We start from the raw sequence: 22,307 nt of genomic DNA on the forward strand, positions 1-22,307 counted from the left end.
ATCATCGGGCGCAGTCGGAGTGGTCCGACCGGAGGTTCTCCGCGCCGGCCGGGCGTGTTGCCCTTGGGCCCGTGCACACCGGTCGGTGAGTGCACGCCGCACCCATTGCCGCGGCCCCGTCCCGGCGCCATACTCCCCGCCAACGCTCGCGCTCGGCCCTTCCCGCCCGCCGCCCACGACAAGGCAGGTGCCCCCGATGCCGCTCGACCAGGCCGACCATCTCGCACGCCTCGCGGAATCCGCGTACGAACGACTCGGGGACCACGAGTCCCTGGTCTACGACGGCCGGCGCCACCGCTCCGGAGAGCTGTTCCAGCGCGCCACCCGGGCGGGTGCGGGACTCGCGGAGCTCGGGGTCCGGCCCGGCGACCGCGTGGCCGTACTGATGGCCAACTGCCCCGAGGTGTCGATCACTTACCAGGCGATCTGGCGCGCGGGTGCGGTGGTCACCCCGGTGATGTTCCTGGTGAGCCCGGTGGAACTGGCGCACATCCTCACCGACTCGGGCGCCCGCTTCCTCGTCACCACGGCCGATCTGATGGCCTCGGTCGCGGCGGCCGCACCGCACGCCCCTGGCCTGAGCCAGGTCATCGTGGTCGACGAACTGCCGCCGGGCGCCCCCGAGCTGCCGCCCACCGTCGCGATCACCCCGTACGCGACACTGGAAACCGCCGCACCCTCAGGCGTCGTGCCGCGGGGCGGGGCCGATCTGGCGGCGCTGATGTACACGGGCGGCACCACCGGACGGGCCAAGGGCGTCATGCTCAGCCACCGCAATCTCCACGCCTGCTCGTCCGCCGCGTTCACCGCGTCCCGTGTGGAGGGGCTCACCGACGGCATCAACCGCACCTTGATGCCGCTGCCGCTGTCGCATGCGTACGGACTGATCGTGACGCTGATCGGCTGGCATGCGGTGGAGCCTCAACTTGCCGTACTACAGCGTTGGTTCGACCCGGCGCAGTGGCTTCAGCTCGCCGTCGAGCACCGCGTGCAGCGCACCACGCTCGTCCCCAGCATGATCCAGATGCTGCTCGAGCAGCCGCTCGCCGAGGCCGACCTCTCCGAGATGCGCTACGTCAGCAGCGGAGCCGCCCCGCTCGCACCGGACACCCGTGCCGCCTGGCAGCGAGCCGTCCCGAGCAGCGAGATCCTCGAGGGATACGGCTGCACGGAGTCGGGTTCCGTCATCTCCACCAACCGGCCCGGCAGCAACCGCCCCGGCTCGGTGGGCACGGCGATCCCCGGATACGAGATCGAGATCCGTGACGACAAGGACCAGGTGCTGCCCCCGGGTTCGGAGGGCGAGATCTGCGTCCGCGCCCACGGCGTCATGGCCGGCTACTGGAACGCACCCGACCTCACCGCGCTGACCCTCGAAGGCGGCTGGCTGCACACCGGCGACATCGGCCGGTTCGACGAGGACGGCGCCCTCTACCTGATCGACCGCAAGAAGGACCTCATCCTGCGCGGTGGCTTCAACGTCTTCCCCCGTGACGTCGAGGACGCCCTCCTCAACCATCCCGCCGTCGCATCGGCCGGTGTGGTCGGCCGCCCGGACCGGCGCCTAGGCGAGGAGGTCGTCGCCTTCGTGGCGCTGAATCCCGATCAGCAGTGCGGGAGCGAGGAGTTGATCGCGTACGGGAAGGAACAGCTCGCCGCGCACAAGTACCCGCGGGAGATCCACATCCTGGACCGTCTCCCGGTCACCAGCGTCGGCAAGCTCGACCGCAAGGCCCTGCGCGCACGGGCTCGCGAATAGCCGTCCTCAACAGGTCCGGAACACATACCCCTTGGCGCCGCGCGGCCGTACGTCCAGGTCGCGCAGCGTGAAGGACAGTTCGCCACCCCACCGGCGGCAGCCGCGCGCGAAGGCGTCGGCCTTGTACTCGACCGCGAAGACCCTGTCGTCGTACGCCTTGCGGAAGGGCTCGCATTCGTCGTACGCCGCGCACTCCTCCACGACCGCGAAATCGAACCCGATCTTCTCGCTCCGCGGCAGCAGGTCGGTGGTGTTCTTCTGTCCGATCGCCAGACCCTCGCCGTGCGCCCGTACGGCGAGCAGCCGGGCGAACCCGGCCGCGTCCTCGGCGGACAGGAGCCCGTCGGAGCGGGTGTAGGAGTCGAGGTTGTCGGGCTCGACCGCGTCGTAACCGTCCCGGGCGCAGCCGTCCAGCCACGGCCCGACGATCCGCATCAGATCCTTGCGCTTGTCCTCGGTGGAGATGTCGAGGAGCGCCTCGTCCCAGTCCTCGTCGATCACGAGCTCGCCGTCCTTGCGGAGCAGCAGCTCGTCGTGATGCGCCTTCCACCAGTCGATGGACCTGCCCGGCTGCGTCTGGAAGGCGTTGACGTAACAGACGTTGTAGCGCCCGGGCGCGGGCTTCGCGGTGCGGTCGCGCGCCACCGCCGCCACCTTCTTGTCCGGCTCGTACGGGCCGCCGAGTTGGTAGTCGAAAACGGCGTCGGGCGCCGGGACTTCGACCTCCGGCGGGGCGGACCCGGGGGAGCAGGCGGTCAGGGCGAGCAGCAGCAGAGCGATGATGGTGCGCGGCACGTGCGGTCCTCGGTCGTTCAGATGTGCAGCTCCGCGGGGAGCCCTGTCCAGCGGAGCTCCTCGGGCAGATGCCGGGTGTCGTTGTAGCAGAGCAGATTCGCCGGGCGATCCGGTGCATAACGGATCACGGTGAGCCCCGCGTTGGCGTGATTGAGTCCGAGCCAGCGCCAGTCGGGCGCGTCCAGGGCGTGCCGTACGAGCCAGCCGACCAGGAAATTGTGCGTCACGACCAGCTCATGGCGGTCCTCGTCCCCCTCCACCGGACCGGTGAACTCGGCGAGGGCCCGCACCGCGAGCGCGGGCCCTTCCTCGCGTTCGGCCGCCGGGAACTGCGCGAGCCACGAGAGATACCGATCGGCGCTGTCCTCGGGCAGTTCCTCGCGCTTGGGCGGATACGGGATGTAGTCGCCGGCCACCGGTGAGGAGTGGATGCCGACGCTGCCGAGCTGCTCGCGGATCAGCAGCGCCGTCTCCGCGGCCCGGGGCAGCGGGCCGTGGTGCACCGCGGTGAGGGGCCTGTCCCGCAGCCGTTCGCCCAGCAAGCGGGCCTGGGTACGGCCCGCGTCGGTGAGGCGGTTTTCGTCGGGCGTCGCCTCGCCGTGCCGGGCCAGGTAGAGGTAGCGGGTTGCTGCCATGGGTGCGGAGTCCTCGTCTGCAAGATCCATTGCGTACGCGGGAGGACGCGCAACCCTGGCACTCGGTTCCGCGCGCCCCGCGACGGTTCACGTCAAGTCGTCGAAGTCCCCGTCCTTCGCGCCCTGGATGAAGGCGGCGATCTCCGCCTTCGTATAGACGAGGGCAGGGCCCGTGGGGAAGCGGGAGTTGCGCATCGCGACCTGGCCGTCGGGCAGATCCGCGAGCTCGACGCATTCGCCGTTCGGGTTGCTCCGGCCGCTCTTGCGCCAGCGCACATCCGGCAGAAGAGCTGCGGACATGCCGTTGTCACTTGCCACTTTCGAGCGGTGTTGCGGACCCATGAAGCGTCCCCCTTGTCCCCTGCCTGCACTTGCCTGCGCGAACCTCCGTGCGCGGTGGCGTACTTGCAGACGTGCGTACGGCTGCACTTGCAGATGTGCTTGCAGCCGTCAGTTCACACCATCAGGATGTCATCCGGGAATTGTTGCTCTGATGTCGTTTCAGATGCTTCGGGAGGCCTGGTGACCACGACCGCGGACCCAACCGCGCTGCTCGACCCATGGGGTGCGGCTGCGACGGCGGGCACGGCCAGCCAACTCCTCGAGAGCGAGGCGGGCAGCGAGAAGGTGGCCTGGCAGTTCGTGGTCACCACGCTGGAGCGCTGGGGCTGCAGGGCCATGGCGCCCAGGGTCCTGCCGGCCGCCGGTGAGCTCGTCGCCAACGCGTTCGCGCACGGCGTCGACGCGGACGGAGCGGGTGCGTACCCCTGCCCGGTGGTGCTCTGCCTGCTGAGATCCGGCAGCGATGTGGTGTGCGCGGTCTTCGACCCCGCTGAAACGCTTCCGCGCCGCACCGCGGCGTACGGTCTGCGACGCGTCGACGCCGTCGCGGACGCCTGGGGCTGGACGGCGCCCGGGCCCGACGGCAAGGCGGTCTGGGCCGCGTTCTCCGGACCGGGAGCGGGCCGCCGCTCGGCTGCCGCGGTCATGGCCACGCTGGATCCGCTGCTCGTCCAGATAGAGGTCTTCACCGGCAGCGCCACGCCACGGCTGGTGCTCGCCGATCCTTCCTGGGGAGTCGAAGGGCCCCCGGAGCCGGCGCCTGCGGGCGGCTGAACTCCGGGGGTCCGTCGGCGTAGGGCCTGACTCTGCGCCGGGGGGCCGTCGGTGTAGGGCCTGTCTTCGAGGCCGCCTCGGGTCGTGTCCGGCAGTGAACTCCCCGTCGTACAGGTGTGGTTACGCCTCGGCCTTCTTCATCGACTCCACCAGCGAGGAGAAACTGTCCGCGGCGTGCCCGGCGTCCATGCCGCGCCGGAACAGCTCGACCACCGCGGCCGGCAGCGTGGTGTCGACTCCCGCGTCCGCATTGGTGTGCAGGACGTGCTCGACACTGGCCATCCCCATGGCGAGGCGGTCCACGTCGCCGAGGTGCCGGCCCGCGTCGATGCGCTCGGCGTAGAAGGAGAAGAACCCCGGCAGTGAGTGCGCGGTCTCCACCGCGTGCGGCAGGATGTCCGCCGCTGTCAGACCGTTGGCATCGGCGAGGGCGACGGCCTGCCAGTAACTCAGCATCGAGGTCCAGAACATGACCATGCCGATCTGGTACATGAGCGCGGCGAGCCCGGGGTCCTCGCCCCGGTGGTCGGTCCGCCCCGTGATCACTTCCAGCGCGGCCCGGTGCTCGTCGAAGACCGCGCGCGGGCCGCTGTAGAAGGTGGACGATTCGGCCTGACCGATGCCGGAGGGCGGCACGGTCACACCACCGGTCAGCTGGACGGCGCCCCGCTCGGCCGCCCAACGCGCCGCGGCACGGGCCTTTTCCGGTGTGTCCGAGCTGAGGTTCACCAGGATCCGGCCGGTCAGTGCGGCCGCGGCGGGCTCGAGCGTGGCGTACACGGCGTCGTAGTCCGTCAGGCTGAGGATCACCAACTCGTTCGCCGCGAGCGCCTTCTCCACGGTCGGCGCGAGCACCGCTCCGCGTGCGACCAGGTTTTCAGCGCGCGACGCGGTGCGGTTGAAGACCGTGACGTCATATCCGCGGTCGAGGAAGGCGCCGGTCATGGCCTGCCCCATGGGGCCGAGGCCGATGACGGTGACCGACTGCTTGGTGCTGCGCATGATGAGATCTCCACCCCTCACTAAAACGATCGCTCTATTCAGAGCGTGGTGAGAACGTATCACAGCCCTAGAACGAACGCTCTACTCAATGAGCGGCTACGGTGGCGGCATGCAGACCAGCACTCGGGACCGGATCGTCGTCGCGGCCGCACGCCTCCTGCAGCGGCAGGGCTATGTCGGCACGGGCATCAAACAGATCGCCCAGGAGGCGCAGGCCACCCTCGGCTCCGTCTACCACTTCTTCCCGGGCGGCAAGGAGGCCGTCGCCGTCGCCGCGATCAGGCACAGCACTGAGGAGTTCTCGGCGCTCCTGGGCAAGGCGCTGGACAGCGAGGACGACCCGGCGGAGGCGGTGTCGGCCTGCGCGCGGCAACTCGCCGATGAGCTACGGGAGTCGGGCTGGACCGACGGCTGCCCCGTCACGGCGGCGGCCCTGGAGACGCTCGGCAGCGACTCGGAGATCCAGCAGGTGTGCGCCGACGCGCTGCGCGGCTGGGAGCGGTTGGTCGCCGACAAACTGCTGCGATGCGGGTTCCCCGCCGAGAGCGCACGGGAGCTGGCGACCACGGTCGTCTGCGCCCTGGAAGGCGCCGAAGTCACCGCCCAGGTCAACCGCAGCGAGGAGCCTCTGCTGGTGGCGGGCCGGCAACTCGCGCGCCTGGTGCGCTCGTACGAGATCTAGGGCCTGATCCACGCGGCAGGCCCTAGCGCGAGCCTGCCGATGCGGAGCTCCTGCGCTGGTTGGCGTGGTAGCGCGCCTTCTTCTGCCGGTTCCCGCACGTGTTCATGTCGCACCATTTGCGGGTGCGGCTCCGGCTGGTGTCGAAGAACGCGGCCCGGCAGGTCGGCGACGCGCACAGGGCCAGTTTTCCGTCGCGTTCGCCGGCGATGATGCTGATCGCGTCGGCGGCGATCACGCCGAGGGCGTCTTCCACGCCGGAAGCCGCGTTGAGCCGCCATCGCCGCTCGCCCTCGGGCGTCAGGATCGCCGCGGCCCGACCCCGAGCGCTGAAGTCGTTGATGACCTGGACGGCGGGCGCGGGCAGGTCGTCGGCGATCGCGGCCGCCGTCGCGGCAACGTGGATCGACTCCCGTAGTTCCCGGGCGAGTTCGAGCTGGGCGGCGGTGCAGGAGCCCACGGGCAGGCCGCTCACCGCAAGCCAGTCGGCAAGTCGCTGCGGTGTCGGAATGCGCTCCACGGAGTCGCCGTGACGCTCCGACAAAGTCCCCGTGAAGCTGGTCGCCAGCACGTTGCCGAGGCGGAAGTCAGGGAACTCGGAAGGCATGGAACCACCTTAGCAGGTTCCATGTCGGTGGGGCGGCGTGGTAGAACCGTCTTAGCCGGTTCGCGCGTGATGGTTGGCGGCCGGCTCCGCGACGGCCGAGGAGGTCACATGCCCCGTCCCACCCGCGACGTGCAAGCATTTGAAGCGCGCGCGCCTGAGGCCGAACTGGAGGATCTGCGTGCGCGACTGGCCCACGCGAGACTGCCGGAAGCCGAGACGGTCCATGGCGCCGCGCCGGGTCCTGGCCGATGGAAGCAAGGAGTTCCGCTCTCCGACCTCGTCGATGTCGTGAACTACTGGCGCACCGGGTACGACTGGCGCGCGTTCGAGGAGCGACTCAACGGGATCGGCCAGTTCCGTACGGCCGTCGACGGTCTGGGAATCCACTTCCTGCACCGCCGGTCCGCGCGCGCAGACGCCACCCCGCTGCTTCTGACGCACGGCTGGCCGGACAGCATCGCCCGGTTCGTCGACGCAGTGGACGAGCTGGCGGATCCGAAAGACGCGGACGCGCCGGCGTTCCACGTCGTGGTCCCGTCGCTGCCGGGCTTCGGCTACAGCGACAAGCCGGCCACGACCGGTTGGGGGACCGAAAGGATCGCGGCCGCGTGGGTCGAGCTCATGGGACGGCTCGGCTACGACAAGTTCGCAGCCCACGGCGGCGATTGGGGCGGCAATATCACCACGGTCCTCGGCGGCAGGTTCCCGGCGCACGTGCTCGGCATTCACACCACGTTCGCGGAGGGGCCGCCCGGGTCGACGATGGACGGGCTGACGGCCGGCGAGCGCGAGTGGGCCGAGGAGACCCGCGACTTCTGGCGGCACCGCGCGGCGTACGCGAAGCAGCAGGCAACCCGGCCGCAGACCATCGGCTACTCACTGGTCGACTCGCCGGTCGGGCTTCTGGCCTGGATTCTCGACAAGTTCGCCGAGTGGTCGGACACCGAGGACAGCCCGTTCGAGACGATCTCCAGGGACAGGATTCTTGACGACGTCACCCTGTACTGGCTGACGCGGACCGGCGCGTCGGCGGCCCGCATCTATTACGAGAGCCACAACTCACTGGACCCCGAACTGCGGGTCGACGTGCCGTCAGCACTCACCATGTATCCCCGCGATGTCGAGAAGTGCCCACGTCCCTGGGCGCAGGAGCGGTACCGGCAGATCGTCCGATGGGCGGAGCCCGACGCCGGGGGACATTTCCCGGCACTTGAGGTTCCCGAGTATTTCGTCAGGGACCTGCAAGAGGGCCTCGCGGCAGTGCTGGCGGCGCAGCGGTGAACGCGGACCGGCACCCCGATGAGACCCTTCCAGGTCAGCCGGTCCCGTCCCGCCTGGTGCACGTGTCCATGATCCGGTCGTTGCTCGGGTTGTGCCAGGGAAACTGCAGGACGGCCGCGGTCCTCGTGCCGTAGATCCCGTCGTGCATGCTCGATTCCTGCGGGAAGAGGGAGTACTGCACGTCCTCCAGGGCGAGTTCGGTGTCGCGCCCGTAGATGCCGTCGATATCGCCGGGGCCGAACAGCCCGCCGTAGATGCCCTTGTTGGCGTTGTAGCAGTACGCGAGCGCCGTCTGAAGTGCGGTGACTCCGGCGTTCTGCGTCCCCTTGTTCATGTAGCAGCTGACCGTGGTGGCCGACTTCGGGATCATCATGTAGTACGAGTAGCCGGCCCTCGGCTTCATCTCGACCTGGCGGGTGCACTTGGGCGTCGCGGCAGCCGCCGACGTCGGTGTCAGGGCCACCACGCCGACCGACAGCATGGTCGCGGACAGCAGGCTTGACGCGAGTTTGCGAGTTCCCATGAACGATCCAACTTCCTTGTGAGGACAGGCCGCGGCGCACCCGGTGAATGCCTTCTCCGGGTGCGCTCCTGGACCTTAAGGTCACCGCGGGCTGCGGACTTGGCCGTCCGTGCAGGGAACTTGGTCAGGGGCGCACGGCTTCAACTCGGTGCCGTACCAAGGGAGTAGGTCGGGTGAGCGTCAAGGAAGCCGTTGCGCGGTACGAGAGACGCCCGGCAGACTGAGGCGACGATCACCGAGCCGAACGAGGGTCTGCTGGATGAGCCCGGTCCTGGACACTTCGTTCATAGCGCCGCGAGACCGGGAGGCAGTGGTCCGGGACGCGGTGTGGGAATCCCTGGTGGCGGTCGACATCGACCACGGTCCGGCGGCCGAGGACATCTCCGTCCGCATAGGGCTCGGCGCCGTCGGACCCCTCAAGTTCTGTTCCGCGCGGGCGTCCGCGGTCACCGTGCGCCGTACGGAGCGGCTGGCGCGGCAGGACGAGGAGCCGGCCGTCTTCCTCGGCCTCCAGGCCACGGGCACCAGCCTGGTGGTGCAGAACGGCCGCGAGTGCGTGCTCCGGCCGGGGGAGCTGGCCGTCTACGAATCGATCTCTCCGTACACGCTGCTCTTCGACGAGGGAGTCGACCACCACTTTCTCCGTTTCCCCCGTGCGTTACTCGCGCTGCCGGACCGGCTGCTGCGGGACACCAGCACGGTCACCCTGGGGTCCGACAACCCGCTCGCGGGCCTCGCCTACACCTACTTCTCCCAGCTGGCCGTCAGCGACCGGCTGCACCAGGCCGGGCAGGCCCACAGCGTCGTCGAACCCAGCGTCGAACTTCTGCGTGCCCTCCTCACGACCCAGCACGGCAACTCCGGCCTGGCGGCAGCACCGTTGGAGGCGACGCTCAGCCTGCGGATCACGCAGTACGTACAGGAGCATCTTGCCGATCCGGACCTTTCGGCGGCGCGGATCGCCGCCGCGCATGACATCTCGGTACGGCACCTGTACGCCGTGCTCGCCCGCTCGGGCATCAGCCTCGGGGACTGGATCCGCAACCGCCGCCTGGCCGCATGCCGACGAGAGCTGGCCGGCCCGAACGGGCGGCTGCGTACGGTCGCGGCGATCGGGCGGAGCTGGGGCTTCACGGACGCGACCCACTTCAGCAAGGCGTTCAAACGCGCCTACGGAATCTCCCCCCGGGATTGGCGCGAGCGGAACCGCCCCGGCTTCCGCGCTTGAGGATCTCCGCGAACCGGTTCGACGTAAGGATCTCCGCGAACCGGTTCGTCGTGGGGCCCCCGAGCCGGTTTCCGCTCAGGCCCGCGCCTGTGCGGCCAGCTCCGCGGCCGCCGCACCCCACTCGGGCTGCTCGAACGTGAAGCCCGCGTCGAGCAGCCGGCCGGGTGTCACCCGGCGGCTCTTGAGCAGAAGTTCGGTGTCCGAGCGCAGCACGAACGCGCCGAGTTCCGCCATCGCCTTCGTCGCCGGAAGCCCGACCGGCACCCGCCAGGCGGTCCGCAGCTCCCGCATGAACTCCCGCTGGGGGAGCGGCACCGGCGCGGCCAGGTTCACCGGTCCGTCGATGTCCTCGCGCCCGACGAGGAACTCCACCGCGCGGACGAAGTCCCGCTCGTGGATCCACGACACGTACTGCCGCCCGCCTGCGACCGGACCGCCGAGTCCGAGCCTCACCATCCGCGACAGCACCGAGAACACACCGCCACGGTCCGGGCTCATCACCATCGCGGCGCGCAGCGCGACCTTCCGCGTGTGCGGGGTGGCGGCCGCCTCCTGGGTCTGCTCCCACCGCTTGGCGATCTCGACGCTGTACGCCCAGTAGTCCGGCACCCCGTCCTCGGCGCCGCCGATGACGCCCTGTGCCTCGTCGTTGGCGGCATCGAAACGGTGGGCGTAGATCGTCGCCGTACTCATCTGCAGCCAGACCCGCGGCGGCCGCTCCGCGGCCGCGATCGCCTCACCGACCACCTTCGCGGAATCCACCCGGGAGTCCATCATCGCCCGCAGATTCGCCTCGGTGTAACGGCAGCTCACGCTGCGGCCCGCCAGGTTGATCACGACGTCGCTGCCGTCGATCTCCTTGACCCACGGTCCTGCCGTCCGCCCGTCCCAGGCCACTTCATCCGGCCCGTCGGGGCTTCGGCTGAGCACCACCACGTCATGGCCCGCCGCCTTGAGAGCCCGCCGCAGCATCGCGCCGACCTGCCCGGTTCCCCCTGGAATCACCACGCGCATGAAAACCCCCTCGGTATGGGCCCGAGCCTATCCGAGGGGGTTGAACATGTTCAAAACCGGGGTGGGGTCGCTGATGCCAGGGTCAGCTCGGTGCCTCGGCGCCCTTGCGGGCGTAGAACCACCAGCAGACCGCCAGGCATGTCGCGTAGAACCCGATGAAGCACCACAGGGCGCTGGTCACGGGGAAGTTGGCGAACATCGCGGGGATGAAGAAGAAGCCGTACGCGGCGATCGCCGACGAGAAGCCCGTGACCGCACCGGCCTCCATCTCGGACTGCTTGAGCGCCGCCGCCTGGGCGTCCGGGCCCTTGCCCTCGGCGCCCTTGGTGTGCCAGTCGCGGAAGATCACCGGGATCTGGCGGAAGGTCGAGCCGTTGCCGATGCCGGAGAAGAAGAACGCGCACAGGAAGCCGATGTAGAAGGTCCAGAAGCTGCCCTGGTCGCCGCTGTGCGGCAGCGCGAAGATCACCACGACCAGCGAGGCGGCCATGCCGACGAACGAAAGGAGCGTGACGCGTGCGCCGCCGACCTTGTCGGAGAGCGAGCCGCCGAGCCAGCGGGTGAGGGCGCCGATCGCGGGGCCGATCCAGGCGTACGTGGTGGCCTGGTAGCCCTGCGCCTGGAAGTTGTCCTTGATCAGCAGCGGCAGACCGGCGGCGAACCCGATGAAGGAGCCGAAGGTGCCGACGTAGAGCCAGGTCATCAGCCAGTTGTGCTTGCGCTTGAAGATGATCTTCTGCTGGCTGAAGGGCGCGGCGGCGACCTTGAGGTCGTTCATGAAGAACCATGCGAGCAGCGCCATGATCACCAGAAGCGGGACCCACAGGAACGCGCCGTTCTGGAGCCATACGTCGGTGTTCTTGGCGCTGTCGTGCTGCGGACCGCCCGCGGGGGCGCCGAGCACTGCGGCGGTGATGACCAGCGGGGCGACCAACTGCACGATCGAGACACCGAGGTTGCCCAGGCCGCCGTTGAGGCCGTTGGCGGAACCCTTCTCCTTCTTCGGGAAGAAGAAGCCGATATTCGCCATCGAGGAGGCGAAGTTGGCGCCGCCGATGCCGCAGACCGCAGCGATCAGCGCGAGCTCCCAGTAGGGCGTGCCCGTGTCCTGGAGGGCGAAGCCGAGCCACAGCATCGGGGCGACCAGGATGATCGTCGAGAAGGCGGTGAACTTCCGCTCGCCGAAGATCGGCCCGATGAAGGTGTACAGGATGCGGAAGGTGCCGCCGGTGATGCCGGGGATCGCGGTCAGCCAGAACAGCTGCGACTTCGAGAAGCCGAAGCCCACGTCATTGAGCTTGACCACGGTCACCGACCAGACCTGCCAGACGACGAAGCCCAGCATCAGGGCCGGGATCGAGATCCAGAGGTTGCGGTTGGCCACCTTGCGGCCGGTCGACGCCCAGAAGCCGGTGTCCTCGGGACGCCAGTCACTGATCGTGGAGCCGGGCTTGTAAGTGTCGGCCTCGATGACCTGGCCGGGGCTCGGGGTGCTCATTTCTTCACGGTATGAGCGGGTTTGCCCAGGTGGTGTGTGGTGTCGGCCGAATGGGTTACGCGGCCTCGGCCCGTCAGCCGCGCCCGGTCGCGCAGGCCACGCAGGCTTTGTTGCCCTCCGGGTCCGCCAGGACGGTGTACGAGGGTGCCTCGGAGTCGTCCACCACGGTGCCGCCCGCGGCCAGGGCGGCCGCGATGCGCTTCTCGACGACCTCGGGCGCCAGCCATACGTCCAGGTGCCAGCGCTGGCGGGGTGTCTCGTGCGGGGAGGTCTGCTGGAACCACATCGCGGGGAGACGGTTCAGGGGATCGAAGACCGAATCGTGGACGGTGTTCGCCGCGTCGCCGGTGAGCAGCGCGGCCCAGAACGGGCCCGCGGCCGTGTGGTCGGCCGAGTCGAGGGCGAGCTCGACCTGGGTCACATCCGCGGGCGCAGCCCGCAGCAGGAACTTGGTGGCAAGGCCCGTGATCAGCCGGGCCAGTTCGAGATCCTTCGCCGTGATCCAGCGCCCGCCGGCGGGGTCCACCGTGTAAAGGAAGAGGTCGACGCAGCCGTTGCCCAGTCGGATCTCCGGCACCGGATGACCCGCGGTCGCGGCCACTTGGGCGACGGCCGAGACGAAGGAGGCGGCGACCGTCGGGTCCTCGCCCTCGGTCACGTAGCGGGCCGCCAGGGGCTGGGCGAGCCGACGCCAGTCGCCCAACTCGTCATGGATCGCGGACAGGACTTCCGGGGTGGTGAGAGCCTCCATGGCGCTCATGCTGTCAGTGCCACCACCGCGGAGGCCAGGGGTGGATCGCACTTGCCGCGATCCACGGCGCCGGCCCGAAGCGCAGCGTGAAGGGCGGAGCCGCAGCCGGCCGCCGTGCCGGCCGAGTCGTCAGTGGTGACCGTCCCGGCCGGCGCCCCGAGCTGTGACCTCCGTCGTGGGAGGCTGTCGGTGCAGGTCAGGACCTCGTGGCGTCGCTGCAGTACCAGGAACCGTAGCGGCTTCCGCCGACGCTCGTGTAGCGCGCCTCGCAGGCGCGGACATAGCTGTTCTCGGCGATGTCGTAGTTGCACTGGCGGATCGGGGAGCCGTTGTCGCCGATGCTGGTGGTGTCGTAGCAGCCGGTGCGGATGTCCTGCCATTCCGGGGCTTGGCAGTCGTAGCCTGAACAGACAAGTTCCTGGATCTTGCCGTAGACCGCGTAGCCGTCGGCGTCCGTGTCCTGGATGTACAGCCAGTCACCCGACGGGTAGAACGTCGTGGTGCCCCACGACTTGACGATGCTCACGTTGAGCCCGCTCGCCGAGGCAGCGCCCTGCATGCCCACCACCATGCCCAGGCTCGCCACAAGCCCCAGGACCACTTGCGTCACACGCCGCATCTTCATCAGAATCCCCTCCCGTTTCAAGAATCGAACAGAGGGGATCCCATCGCAGCGGAGATCATTCTGTCAACGGCTTTGCTGCGTGGGCGAGTTGAGCCCTCTGCCTCGCGTCGCGCGCCGGGGCGAGAGGCAACGGCGGCCTACCGCGCGCCTGCCGTGATCCGCCGCCGCAGGAGCCCGTCGAACGGGTAGACCGCCTGTCCGCGCACCGCCTCCTCGTCCACCTCCACCCCGAGACCCGGCCCCGTCGGCACGCCGGCGACACCGTCGCGTACCTCCACCCCGGAGCCCGCGACATAGGTGGACCGTATGAACTGGCGGCCGTTGAGGTCGGCCGGACGGTCCATGCCGAAGGCGGCGAACAGGTGCAAGGACGCGGCAAGGCCCAGATCGGAGTCCGTGAGTCCGGAGCCCGCAAGGCCGATCCCGCAGTCCTGCGCCAGCGCGCACAGCCGCCGGGACAGATGCAGACCGGACGTGCGCTGCACCTTGGCCACGGCGATGTCCAGCGCCTGCAGATGGACGAAGGCGGCCAGGTCGCTGGGGTGGACCAGGCTTTCGTCCACCGCGATCGGGATCTCGCTGCGCTCGCGCAACCGGCGCAGGCCCAGCGGGTCATTGGCCCGCAGCGGCTGTTCGAGCAGGTCGATCTCGTACGGCTGGAGGCGGCGGGAGAGGTGCAGAGCCTGGTTCACGGTGTAGCCCTGGTTGGCGTCCACCCACAGTGGCGCGGTGGGTGCGGCAGCACGTACGGCTTCCACCCGCCGGATGTCCTCCTCGAGGGGGGCCGTGCCGACCTTGATCTTGAACGCTCCGTATCCGGAGTCGAGTCCCTCGGCCACCTCGTCGGCCGCGGTGGGCGGATCCCCGGAGACGATCCACGCCAGCGGCACCCGGTCGATCTGCCGCTGGCCCCACAACTCCCCGATGGACAGGCCGAGCAGCCGGCCGACGAGATCGTGCAGGGCGAGATCGAGCGCAGCCTTGGCGAGCGGAGTGCCGGTCGTGTAGCCGGGGTTGATGGCCCGGTCGAAGACGCGGTGGGCGCCGGCGATGTCCCACACCGGCCGGTTCAGGAGCGGCGGACCGAGATAGCGCTCGATGGTCGCCACGATGCTCTCGACCGTCTCGTACGTCCAGGTCGGGGCCGGGGTCGCCTCGCCCCACCCGACGGCGCCGCCCGCGCCGATGCGGACCAGGACGCGGGGGTGCGTACCGCCGCGCCGCGTCACCACCCCACCGGAGATCACAAAGTCCCGCAGGGTGGGCAGAGGCAGCACAAAACACTCGATGCTTTCGATGACCAGCCCCTGCAATGCGCTGGCGGGCGTGGCTATGGAGGTCAACAGTCCTCCTTCTTCGAGGAATGAATTCATTCCTTGTTTTAGCAGGTCAGAAGCGGTGTCAGGATGCAGAGAACCATGAAAGGAATTAGTCCACAAGCATTGACGGCCAAGAAATGACTGGTGCATCATCCCGGCCATGACAGCAAGCAGTGAGCGGAATTCATTCTCCAAGGGAATGAAATCCGAGGTCGTCGCGGAGGCGCTGCGACAGCGGATCTCCGACGAAGGCTGGGGTATCGGCACCAAGCTGCCCACCGAGCCGGAACTGGCGGAGTCCTACGCCGTGGGTCTCAACACCGTGCGCCGCGCGGTGGGTGTCCTGGTGGACGAGGGGATCGTCGTGCGCCGGCAGGGCTCGGGCACATATCTGGCGAGCCTGCCGCCCACACCGCGACGACGGCTGCTCGGTGTCCTCGTCCCCTCGACGTCGTACTACTACCCGCAGGTCATCGAGGGGATCGAACGGGCGGCGACCGCCGCGGGCGCCGGCGTCATCCTTGCCAGCTCCGAGAACCGCCTCGCCCTGGAGGCGGAGCAGACCCGCCGGCTCCTCGACAACGGCGTCGACGGACTGATCCTGGTGCCCAATCTGAACCTCGCGGACGATCCGCAGGCGCACGTGGACGCCCTGCACCGACTGCCCGTCCCCTATGTCCTGGTCGAGCGCCGGCCGCCGGCCCCGGCTCCCGACGACCCCACGTCGTACGTGGCCACCCATCACGTGGGCGGCGTCTACGCGGCGATACGGCATCTCACCTCGCTCGGCCACACCCGGATCGGCTACCTGGGCCGGCTGCGCACCGGCACCGCCGCCGTGATCACCGAGGGCTACGGACTCGCCGCCGCTGCCCTCGGCGTGGACCCCGTGCCCGAGGCGGTCGTCCGGCGCGTGGAGTGGACGAGTGAGGAGATCCAGGCCTACGCGGCCATGTGCCGTGGCAGCGGCGTGACCGCCGTGTTCTGTCACGGCGACCGGGACGCGGTGATGCTTCTGGGCCATGCCAGGCGGCTCGGCATGCGGGTGCCGCAGGACCTCGCGGTCGTCGCCTACGACGATGACATCGCGGAGTTCGGCGATCCCGCGCTCACGGCGGTGGCACCGCCCAAGACCGATATCGGCGCGCTGGCGGCCGAGTTCCTGCTGCAGCGCATCACCAAGGGGCCGGAGATCCCGGCCCGCCGGCTCGAACTCCAACCCCGCCTCGTCGTACGGGCCTCGTGCGGCGGTGCCCACGCGGCAGCCGAAACGAACCACCGGGTACGCGCCGTCACCGCGACCACCTGACGCGGGCGCTGCGCGCGCACCCGCCACGACCGACACCACGTCACCGGACCGCACCCGTACAGCCCCGGGACTCCTGAGCAGAGAGGCTCATCAGCCATGCCCGACCGCAGCACAACCATGCCCATACGCAGGGCAGTTCGCACCAGAACAGCCGCATCCGTCCTCGCGCTGGCCATGGCGCTCACCGCGACCGCCTGCGGCGGCGACTCGGAAGGCGCCGCCGACGGGAAGACGACCATCACCCTCGGCTACTACGCGGAGGCCGGCGGACCGGCCGACGGCACCATGCGCAAGCTGGTCAAGGAGTTCGAGAAGGCCAACCCGACCATCCGCGTCAAGATCGAGTCGGCCGACTACGACAAGTTCCACACCCGGCTGCGCACCCAGCTCGCCGGCCGCAAGGCCCCGGATGTGTGGCTGTCGGACGGCGTGCTGGTCCAGGAGTTCGCGGGCCGGGGCAGCCTGCGCGACCTCAGCGGATACGCGTCGAAGCTGAACGCCGACGACTACCTGGGCGTCGACCTCATCAAGAAGGGTGATCCCAAGGGCCGCCTGTACGGCTTCCCGCAAGGAGCCCAGTCCACGGCGCTGTTCTACAACAAGAAGCTGTTCAAGGACGCCGGAGTGGCGGAACCGACCGCCGACTGGACGTACGACGATCTGCTGGCCGCGGCGAAGAAGCTGACCAAGGACACCAACGGCGACGGCAAGCCGGACGTCTACGGCTTCCGCTCCTACTCACCGAGCTTCGTCGAGAGCTGGTGGCCGATGGTCAAGGCCTTCGGCGGCGAGGTGCTCGGCGACGACGGCAAGGTCGCGATCGACAGTCCGGGGAGCCGCGAGGCGTTCGACTGGATGCTCAAGACGATGTACGAGGACAAGGTCGCCCCCGACCCGGTGACGACCGAGGCCCTGGGCAAGTCCCAGACCCTGTTCCCCAGCAGTGTGGTGGCGATGCAGTTCGGCATCTACGCCCGGATCCAGACCGCCAACCAGGGCAAGGTCGACTTCGGGGTCGCCCCGCTGCCCAAGGGACCGGGCGGACAGCGCGGTGACCTCGCCAACATCAACGCCTGGGTGATCAACCGGGCCGCGCCCGACGCCCGCGCCGAAGCCGCCTGGAAGTGGATCGAGTTCTTCTCCGGCGAGAAGCCGCAGGCCGACTGGACCGCGATCGGCGAGGCGATTCCGATCAACAAGAAGGTCACGCGGACACCCGCCTTCCTCAGCCCCAAGACCCTGCCCGCCGACCGCAAGGTGTTCCTCGACTCCCTGGCCGGCGCCGACGACTTGGGCCTCAACCCGGTGTGGAGCGAATACACCACGGCGCTCGCCGAGGCCGTCACCGGTGCGCTGAACAAGGAGTCCTCCGTCCCCGACGCCCTCAAGACCGGGCAGGACGCGGCGCAGTCCGCCATCGACCGGTTCCGGCCCGCCCGATGACGCCCGTCGCCACCGAGCAGGGAAGGAGGCGTGACGTGGCAGGCGCACCCCGCAAGACCCTCCGTACACCGCGTCGCGCGCCCCGCTCGGACCGCCCGGCACGCTCCGCACGACGCGTCGAACGCCGGTGGGCGATGCTGTTCGCCACCCCGTACCTGGCCCACCTCGTCCTGCTGACGGCCTGGCCGGTCCTGGCCCTCGCCTATCTGGGCTTCACCGACTACGACACCGTGTCCTCGCCACGCTGGACCGGCCTGGACAACTACTCCCGGCTCCTCGGCGACGAGGCGTTCTGGACGAGCCTGCTCAACACCGGCTACTTCGCGCTGATCTTCGTACCGCTGCAGACGGTGGTGGCACTGGCCCTGGCCGTCGCACTGAACCAGAAGCTGCGGTTCATGCCGCTGTTTCGCGGCGCGTACTTCGTGCCCGTGGTGTCGTCGTGGGTGGTGATGGCGTACGTCGCCGACGCGGTGTTCAACCCCCGTCTCGGCAGCGCGAACGCGGTCCTCGACTGGTTCGGCATCGACCCGCTGACCTGGCTGGACAGTCCCGTCCTCGTGATCCCGACGCTGGCGCTGATCGCGGTGTGGAAGGGCGCCGGCTACATGATGGTGCTGTTCCTCGCGGCCCTGCAGGCGATCCCGCAGGAGCGCTACGAGGCGGCCCGGGTCGACGGGGCCGGCGCCTGGGGCCGGTTCCGGCACATCACCGTGCCCGGTGTCTCCGGGACGACGTTCCTCGTGCTCGTCCTGTCCACCATCACCACCCTGCAGGCCTTCGAGCAGGTCTTCGTGATGACGGGCGGCGGCCCCGGCGACGCGAGCGAGCTGACGGTCCTCTACATGTACCGGCAGGGCTTCGAGTACTTCCAGATGGGCTACGCGGCGGCGATCGCCTGGGTGCTGTTCGCGGTGATCCTCGTCCTCACCCTGATCCAACTGCGGCTCCAGAAGCGGTGGGTGCACTATGCCTGAGGCCCTCGTCGAGCGACCCCGCGTGCGGCCTTCGAACCGGCCACGGACGCGGACACGTTTCAGGTTCGGGCGCGCGGCCGCCTACCTCTTCGTCGGCTCCGGCGCCCTGCTCATGGTGCTGCCGTTCCTGGCTGCGCTGTTCAACTCCCTGAAGACGCACGCGCAGTACATCGAAGTGCCGCCGGTCATCCTGCCGGACCCGCCGCAGTGGTCGAACTACTCGGAGGTGTGGGACCGCGCGCCGTTCGGCACGTACGCCCTGAACAGCTTCGTCATCGCGACGGCGGCGACCGTCGGCAACGTGCTCAGCAGCGCGATGGTGGGCCATGCGCTGGCCCGGATGCGGCTGCCCGCACGCGGCGCGCTCCTGACCGCGGCGCTGGGCACGCTGATGCTGCCCACGGTGGTCACCATCATCCCGTCGTTCCTGATGTTCCGTGAGTTCGGGTGGCTGGACACGTTCCTGCCGCTGATCGTGCCGTTCTGGCTGGCGACACCGTTCGGGATCTTCCTGATGCGGCAGTCGTTCCTGGCGATCCCGCAGGACTTCCAGGAGGCGGCCACCCTCGACGGCGCCGGGCCCTGGCGGATCTTCACGCGGATCCATCTGCCGCTGGTCAAACCGGCGTTGGCGACCCTGAGCGTGTTCACGTTCATGACGTCCTGGGGCGCCGTCCTCGAGCCGACGGTGTACCTGACCTCGCCCGACAAGCTGACGCTGCCGCTCGGAGTGATGGGGCTGCGCGGCCAGTTCATCGGCAACGACCAGCTGGTGACCGCCGCGGCGCTCATGTCGCTGGTGCCGATCCTCGTCCTCTTCGTCTTCGCCCAGCGCTACTTCGTACGCGGAGCCATGTCGGCCGGGGTGAAGGGCTGACCGCGTCGCGGCCGGGCGGCCGGACGCAGGCAACCACCACCCGCACAGAACCCAAGGAGTCATCGGTGCGAACCAACGAGCCCGGATTCAGGCTCGGCATCATCGGCACAGGCATCGTCGGCGCGCTGCACGTCCAGGCGGCGCGTGCGCTGCCCGGCGTCACCGTGGCCGCGGTCTGCGACATCAGGGCCGACGCGGCCCGCGCGATGGCGCAGCAGGCCGGCGCCGCCGCGTACACCCGCCACGAGGACATGCTCGCCCGCGAACCGCTCGACGGCGTGATCATCACCGCGCCGCACGCCCTGCACGCCCAGATGACGCTCGCCGCGGCGGAAGCCGGGGTGCACGTCCTGGTCGAGAAGCCGATGGCGACCTCCGTCGCGGACTGCACGGCGATGATCGAGGCCTGTGACACGGCAGGTGTGCTGCTGGCGGTCGGACACGTCGTGCGCTTCGGCGCCGGCGCCCGCCGCACGGAGGCGGTCCTGCGCTCCGGGGAGCTCGGTCCGGTGCGCGCCATCGCACACCGGCGCACCTCGCACTACGCGAAGGGTTCGCGCCCCGACTGGTTCTTCGACCCCGTGATGGCGGGCGGCGGCATCGTCATGAACGTCGGCACCCACGGCCTCGACCGCATCCAGTGGCTGGCCGGAAGCGCCGCCGAGACCGTGCACGCCCACACATGGAGCCGCGGCGGCCTGGAGATCGAGACGGACGCGGTGGGTCTGGTCGACCTGACCAACGGGGTGAAGGCGAGCTTCCACCTCACCAGCGCTCCGGTCCCGTACACCGACGAGACCGTGGTGCTGTGCGAACAGGGCTCGGTGCGCTGGTCGGCGCCCGAAGGGATCTGGGTGAGCCGCGGGGGAGCGGAGACCCCGCTCGCGCCGCCCGACGAGGAGCCGGCGGACGCCTTCACCGCCCAGCTCGCCGACTTCACCGAGGCCTGCCGCACCGGACGGCCACCCGTCGTCGACGGCCGCTACGGGCGCTCGGTCGTGGCGACGGTGCTCGCGGTGTACGAGTCCGAACTCAGCGGCCGGCCCGAGTCCGTGACCGGCGGGCCGCATCCGCTCCCCGGCGGCCTGCTGCGGAACTCCGCATGAGCCGCCTCGCGTTCAGCACCCTCGGCTGCCCGGGCACTCCTGTGGAGCAGGTGACCGAACTGGCCCGCCGCCACGGCTGCGGAGGTGTCGAACTGCGCTGCGCCGACGGCGAGATCCTGCCGCCCGACGCCACCCACGCCCACGCCGCGACCGTCGGCCGACAGCTCGCCGACGCGGGCATCGACGTCATCTGCCTCGCCTCCTACGTCCAGGTCGGCGCCCCGGCTCCCGAGACGGGCGAAGTCCTGGGCCGGCACCTGGAGCTGGCTCGCGCCGCGCGCGCCCCGCACCTGCGGGTGTTCGGAGGGGACCCGGACGACCCCGGTACCGCCGACCGTGCCGCCGAACGGCTCGCAGGGGCAGCCGAGTTCGGCGCGGACACCGGTGTACGGATCCTCCTGGAGACCCATGACGCCTTCCTCACCGGACGCGCGGTCGCCGACGTCCTGCACCGGGCCGGCAACCCACCGCAGCTGGGCGCCCTTTGGGATGTCGTCAACCCGTGGCGCGCCGGCGAATCCCTGGCCGGCACCGCCGCCGCGCTGACCGGGCTGCTCACCCACGTACAGCTGAAGGACGTCGCCTCACCGCAGGACCTGGCCCCCGTCCTGCCGTCTTCGGGCGCCGTACCGCTCGGGGAGTTCCGCCGGCTGCTCGACGAGATCGGCTACCGCGGCTGGTTCTCCCTCGAATGGGAGGCGGCCTGGTACCCGCAGGCGCCGCCGCTCGACCAGGCACTGGCCGCCTTCCGCTCCCTGATGGACGAAACCGCCTGACCGCCGCCACACGAACGCCGTACGCCCCACCACCAACAACCCGGAACGAGGCCCCCGTTGAACCGCAGGAAACTGACCCTCACCACAGCCATGGCCGCGGCCCTGCTCGCCCCCGCGATGCTGTACCCGCAGCTCGCCTCGGGCACCACGGTGGAGGCCGAGGGCAAGCCCGGCACCCACCTGACCAACTCCTTCGAGCAGCCGCCCGCCGGAGGCCCGTACACACTCGACGAATGGGCGAAGGAAGGGTTCACCGCACCCTGGCAGCAGGGCATGGACACCCGGACCGTGGTCGACGGCACGGAACCGGCCCACAGCGGCGACAAGTCGCTGCGGGTCCTCTACCCGAAGGGGAAGATCGGCCCGGAGGACTCCGGCGCCCAGGCACCGTTCCGGCTCGACAAGGCGCGGCAGTACTACGTGTCCCAGTGGGTCAAGTTCGACGAGAACTTCAGCTGGGGGACGGTGTACAACGCCGGCAAGGTCGGCATCGGCCTCGCCGGCGGCGCCTCCTGCTCCGGCGGACAGATCTGCGACGGCACCAACGGCTTCAGCTCGCGCTTCATCTGGCGGCTCAACACCGGTGAAGCGGCGCTGTACTACTACCACATGGGCCACGAGGGCCAGTACGGCGACTACGTCACGCTGCAGCAGAACGGCGAGACCGTCCACTGGCCCAAGGGGAAGTGGGTCAACGTCGTCCAGCGGGTCAGGGTCAACACCGTCACCGACGGACAGGCCAATCCCGACGGCGTGATCGAGGTCTTCTACAACGGCAAGCCCGCGGCCAAGGTGACCGGCCTGCGCTTCGTCACCAACGACGACCAGGTCGACCGGGCCTACTTCTCCAGCTTCGCGGGCGGCGCCACCTGGGAGTTCGCGCCGCAGAACGACAGCTACATCTGGTACGACGACATCACGATCTCCACCAACCGGGCGGACATACCCGAGCTCAAGGGCCGTCCCTGACCGTCCCGTTCGCCGTGC

General features: G+C 69.6%; 23 protein-coding genes. 12 read left to right on the forward strand and 11 right to left on the reverse strand.

Annotated elements, in window-relative coordinates:
• The first annotated feature begins 196 nt into the window (after positions 1–196).
• A complete protein-coding gene (locus ABT367_RS02230) occupies positions 197–1,759 on the forward strand; it encodes a class I adenylate-forming enzyme family protein (protein WP_352248637.1) in 1,563 nt (520 codons plus the stop codon).
• A gap of 6 nt (positions 1,760–1,765) precedes the next feature.
• Here the strand turns inward: ABT367_RS02230 and ABT367_RS02235 are convergent, their stop codons facing one another.
• The 3 genes from ABT367_RS02235 to ABT367_RS02245 all read right to left on the reverse strand — a co-directional run bounded on the left by ABT367_RS02235 (position 1,766) and on the right by ABT367_RS02245 (position 3,489).
• Positions 1,766–2,554, reverse strand: a complete 789-nt coding sequence (locus ABT367_RS02235) for an endo alpha-1,4 polygalactosaminidase (RefSeq protein ID WP_352248638.1) — start codon at positions 2,552–2,554, stop codon at positions 1,766–1,768.
• A 17-nt stretch (positions 2,555–2,571) separates the two neighbouring features.
• Positions 2,572–3,189, reverse strand: coding sequence for a histidine phosphatase family protein (locus tag ABT367_RS02240; RefSeq protein WP_352248640.1), 618 nt, complete (start codon positions 3,187–3,189; stop codon positions 2,572–2,574).
• Between the two features lie 87 nt (positions 3,190–3,276).
• Positions 3,277–3,489, reverse strand: a complete 213-nt coding sequence (locus ABT367_RS02245) for a DUF397 domain-containing protein (protein WP_352248642.1) — start codon at positions 3,487–3,489, stop codon at positions 3,277–3,279.
• 222 nt (positions 3,490–3,711) lie between these two features.
• Between ABT367_RS02245 and ABT367_RS02250 the strand changes: the two genes are divergently transcribed.
• Complete coding sequence (locus tag ABT367_RS02250; RefSeq protein WP_352248644.1) at positions 3,712–4,305, forward strand: ATP-binding protein; 594 nt, start codon at positions 3,712–3,714, stop codon at positions 4,303–4,305.
• A gap of 120 nt (positions 4,306–4,425) precedes the next feature.
• Here ABT367_RS02250 and ABT367_RS02255 read toward each other — a convergent pair whose 3' ends face one another.
• Positions 4,426–5,307 (reverse strand): NAD(P)-dependent oxidoreductase, encoded by an 882-nt coding sequence (locus tag ABT367_RS02255; protein WP_352248646.1) that lies wholly within the window; start codon positions 5,305–5,307, stop codon positions 4,426–4,428.
• Between the two features lie 109 nt (positions 5,308–5,416).
• Here ABT367_RS02255 and ABT367_RS02260 point away from each other — a divergent pair, with 109 nt between their 5' ends.
• A complete protein-coding gene (locus tag ABT367_RS02260; protein ID WP_352248648.1) occupies positions 5,417–5,989 on the forward strand; it encodes a TetR/AcrR family transcriptional regulator in 573 nt (190 codons plus the stop codon).
• A gap of 22 nt (positions 5,990–6,011) precedes the next feature.
• Here ABT367_RS02260 and ABT367_RS02265 read toward each other — a convergent pair whose 3' ends face one another.
• Positions 6,012–6,593, reverse strand: a complete 582-nt coding sequence (locus ABT367_RS02265; RefSeq protein WP_352248650.1) for a CGNR zinc finger domain-containing protein — start codon at positions 6,591–6,593, stop codon at positions 6,012–6,014.
• A 108-nt stretch (positions 6,594–6,701) separates the two neighbouring features.
• Between ABT367_RS02265 and ABT367_RS02270 the strand changes: the two genes are divergently transcribed.
• Positions 6,702–7,874 (forward strand): epoxide hydrolase family protein, encoded by a 1,173-nt coding sequence (locus tag ABT367_RS02270; RefSeq protein WP_352248652.1) that lies wholly within the window; start codon positions 6,702–6,704, stop codon positions 7,872–7,874.
• Positions 7,875–7,908: 34 nt separating this feature from the next.
• On the opposite strand, the gene ABT367_RS02275 is transcribed toward ABT367_RS02270, so the two are convergent.
• Complete coding sequence (locus tag ABT367_RS02275; RefSeq protein ID WP_352248654.1) at positions 7,909–8,397, reverse strand: peptidoglycan-binding domain-containing protein; 489 nt, start codon at positions 8,395–8,397, stop codon at positions 7,909–7,911.
• A gap of 259 nt (positions 8,398–8,656) precedes the next feature.
• Here ABT367_RS02275 and ABT367_RS02280 point away from each other — a divergent pair, with 259 nt between their 5' ends.
• Positions 8,657–9,625: a helix-turn-helix domain-containing protein gene (locus tag ABT367_RS02280; RefSeq protein ID WP_352248656.1), complete on the forward strand. Its 969-nt coding sequence runs from the start codon at positions 8,657–8,659 to the stop codon at positions 9,623–9,625.
• A gap of 75 nt (positions 9,626–9,700) precedes the next feature.
• Here ABT367_RS02280 and ABT367_RS02285 read toward each other — a convergent pair whose 3' ends face one another.
• From ABT367_RS02285 to ABT367_RS02305, 5 genes are all read right to left on the reverse strand, one after another.
• Entirely contained in the window at positions 9,701–10,639 is a 939-nt protein-coding gene (locus ABT367_RS02285; protein ID WP_352248658.1) for a TIGR01777 family oxidoreductase, read from the reverse strand.
• A gap of 82 nt (positions 10,640–10,721) precedes the next feature.
• Positions 10,722–12,137 carry a NarK family nitrate/nitrite MFS transporter gene (locus tag ABT367_RS02290; RefSeq protein WP_352248660.1) on the reverse strand — a complete coding sequence of 472 codons (1,416 nt, stop codon included), beginning with the start codon at positions 12,135–12,137 and terminating at the stop codon, positions 10,722–10,724.
• Positions 12,138–12,210: 73 nt separating this feature from the next.
• Entirely contained in the window at positions 12,211–12,888 is a 678-nt protein-coding gene (locus ABT367_RS02295; RefSeq protein WP_352248662.1) for a VOC family protein, read from the reverse strand.
• Between the two features lie 196 nt (positions 12,889–13,084).
• Entirely contained in the window at positions 13,085–13,513 is a 429-nt protein-coding gene (locus ABT367_RS02300) for a hypothetical protein (protein ID WP_352248664.1), read from the reverse strand.
• A gap of 137 nt (positions 13,514–13,650) precedes the next feature.
• Positions 13,651–14,856 carry a mandelate racemase/muconate lactonizing enzyme family protein gene (locus ABT367_RS02305; RefSeq protein WP_352248666.1) on the reverse strand — a complete coding sequence of 402 codons (1,206 nt, stop codon included), beginning with the start codon at positions 14,854–14,856 and terminating at the stop codon, positions 13,651–13,653.
• Between the two features lie 136 nt (positions 14,857–14,992).
• Here ABT367_RS02305 and ABT367_RS02310 point away from each other — a divergent pair, with 136 nt between their 5' ends.
• The 7 genes from ABT367_RS02310 (at position 14,993) to ABT367_RS02340 (ending at position 22,289) form a co-directional block, all read left to right on the forward strand.
• Positions 14,993–16,141, forward strand: a complete 1,149-nt coding sequence (locus ABT367_RS02310) for a GntR family transcriptional regulator (protein ID WP_352248668.1) — start codon at positions 14,993–14,995, stop codon at positions 16,139–16,141.
• Positions 16,142–16,258: 117 nt separating this feature from the next.
• On the forward strand, positions 16,259–17,584 hold the full coding sequence (locus tag ABT367_RS02315; protein ID WP_352248670.1) for an ABC transporter substrate-binding protein: 1,326 nt from the start codon (positions 16,259–16,261) through the stop codon (positions 17,582–17,584).
• A 35-nt stretch (positions 17,585–17,619) separates the two neighbouring features.
• Positions 17,620–18,561 carry a carbohydrate ABC transporter permease gene (locus tag ABT367_RS02320; protein WP_352248672.1) on the forward strand — a complete coding sequence of 314 codons (942 nt, stop codon included), beginning with the start codon at positions 17,620–17,622 and terminating at the stop codon, positions 18,559–18,561.
• A gap of 22 nt (positions 18,562–18,583) precedes the next feature.
• The gene (locus ABT367_RS02325; protein WP_352248673.1) at positions 18,584–19,438 is read left to right on the forward strand and encodes a carbohydrate ABC transporter permease; all 855 of its coding nucleotides are present in this window, start codon (positions 18,584–18,586) and stop codon (positions 19,436–19,438) included.
• 65 nt (positions 19,439–19,503) lie between these two features.
• Positions 19,504–20,544: a Gfo/Idh/MocA family protein gene (locus tag ABT367_RS02330; RefSeq protein ID WP_352248675.1), complete on the forward strand. Its 1,041-nt coding sequence runs from the start codon at positions 19,504–19,506 to the stop codon at positions 20,542–20,544.
• Entirely contained in the window at positions 20,541–21,320 is a 780-nt protein-coding gene (locus ABT367_RS02335) for a sugar phosphate isomerase/epimerase family protein (RefSeq protein WP_352248677.1), read from the forward strand. The genes ABT367_RS02330 and ABT367_RS02335 overlap by 4 nt, the downstream gene beginning before the upstream one ends.
• Before the next feature lie 57 nt (positions 21,321–21,377).
• Entirely contained in the window at positions 21,378–22,289 is a 912-nt protein-coding gene (locus tag ABT367_RS02340; RefSeq protein ID WP_352248679.1) for a polysaccharide lyase, read from the forward strand.
• The last annotated feature ends 18 nt before the right edge of the window (positions 22,290–22,307 follow it).

The sequence above is a fragment of the Streptomyces mesophilus genome (assembly GCF_040300965.1).
Lineage (GTDB): Bacteria > Actinomycetota > Actinomycetes > Streptomycetales > Streptomycetaceae > Streptomyces > Streptomyces mesophilus_A.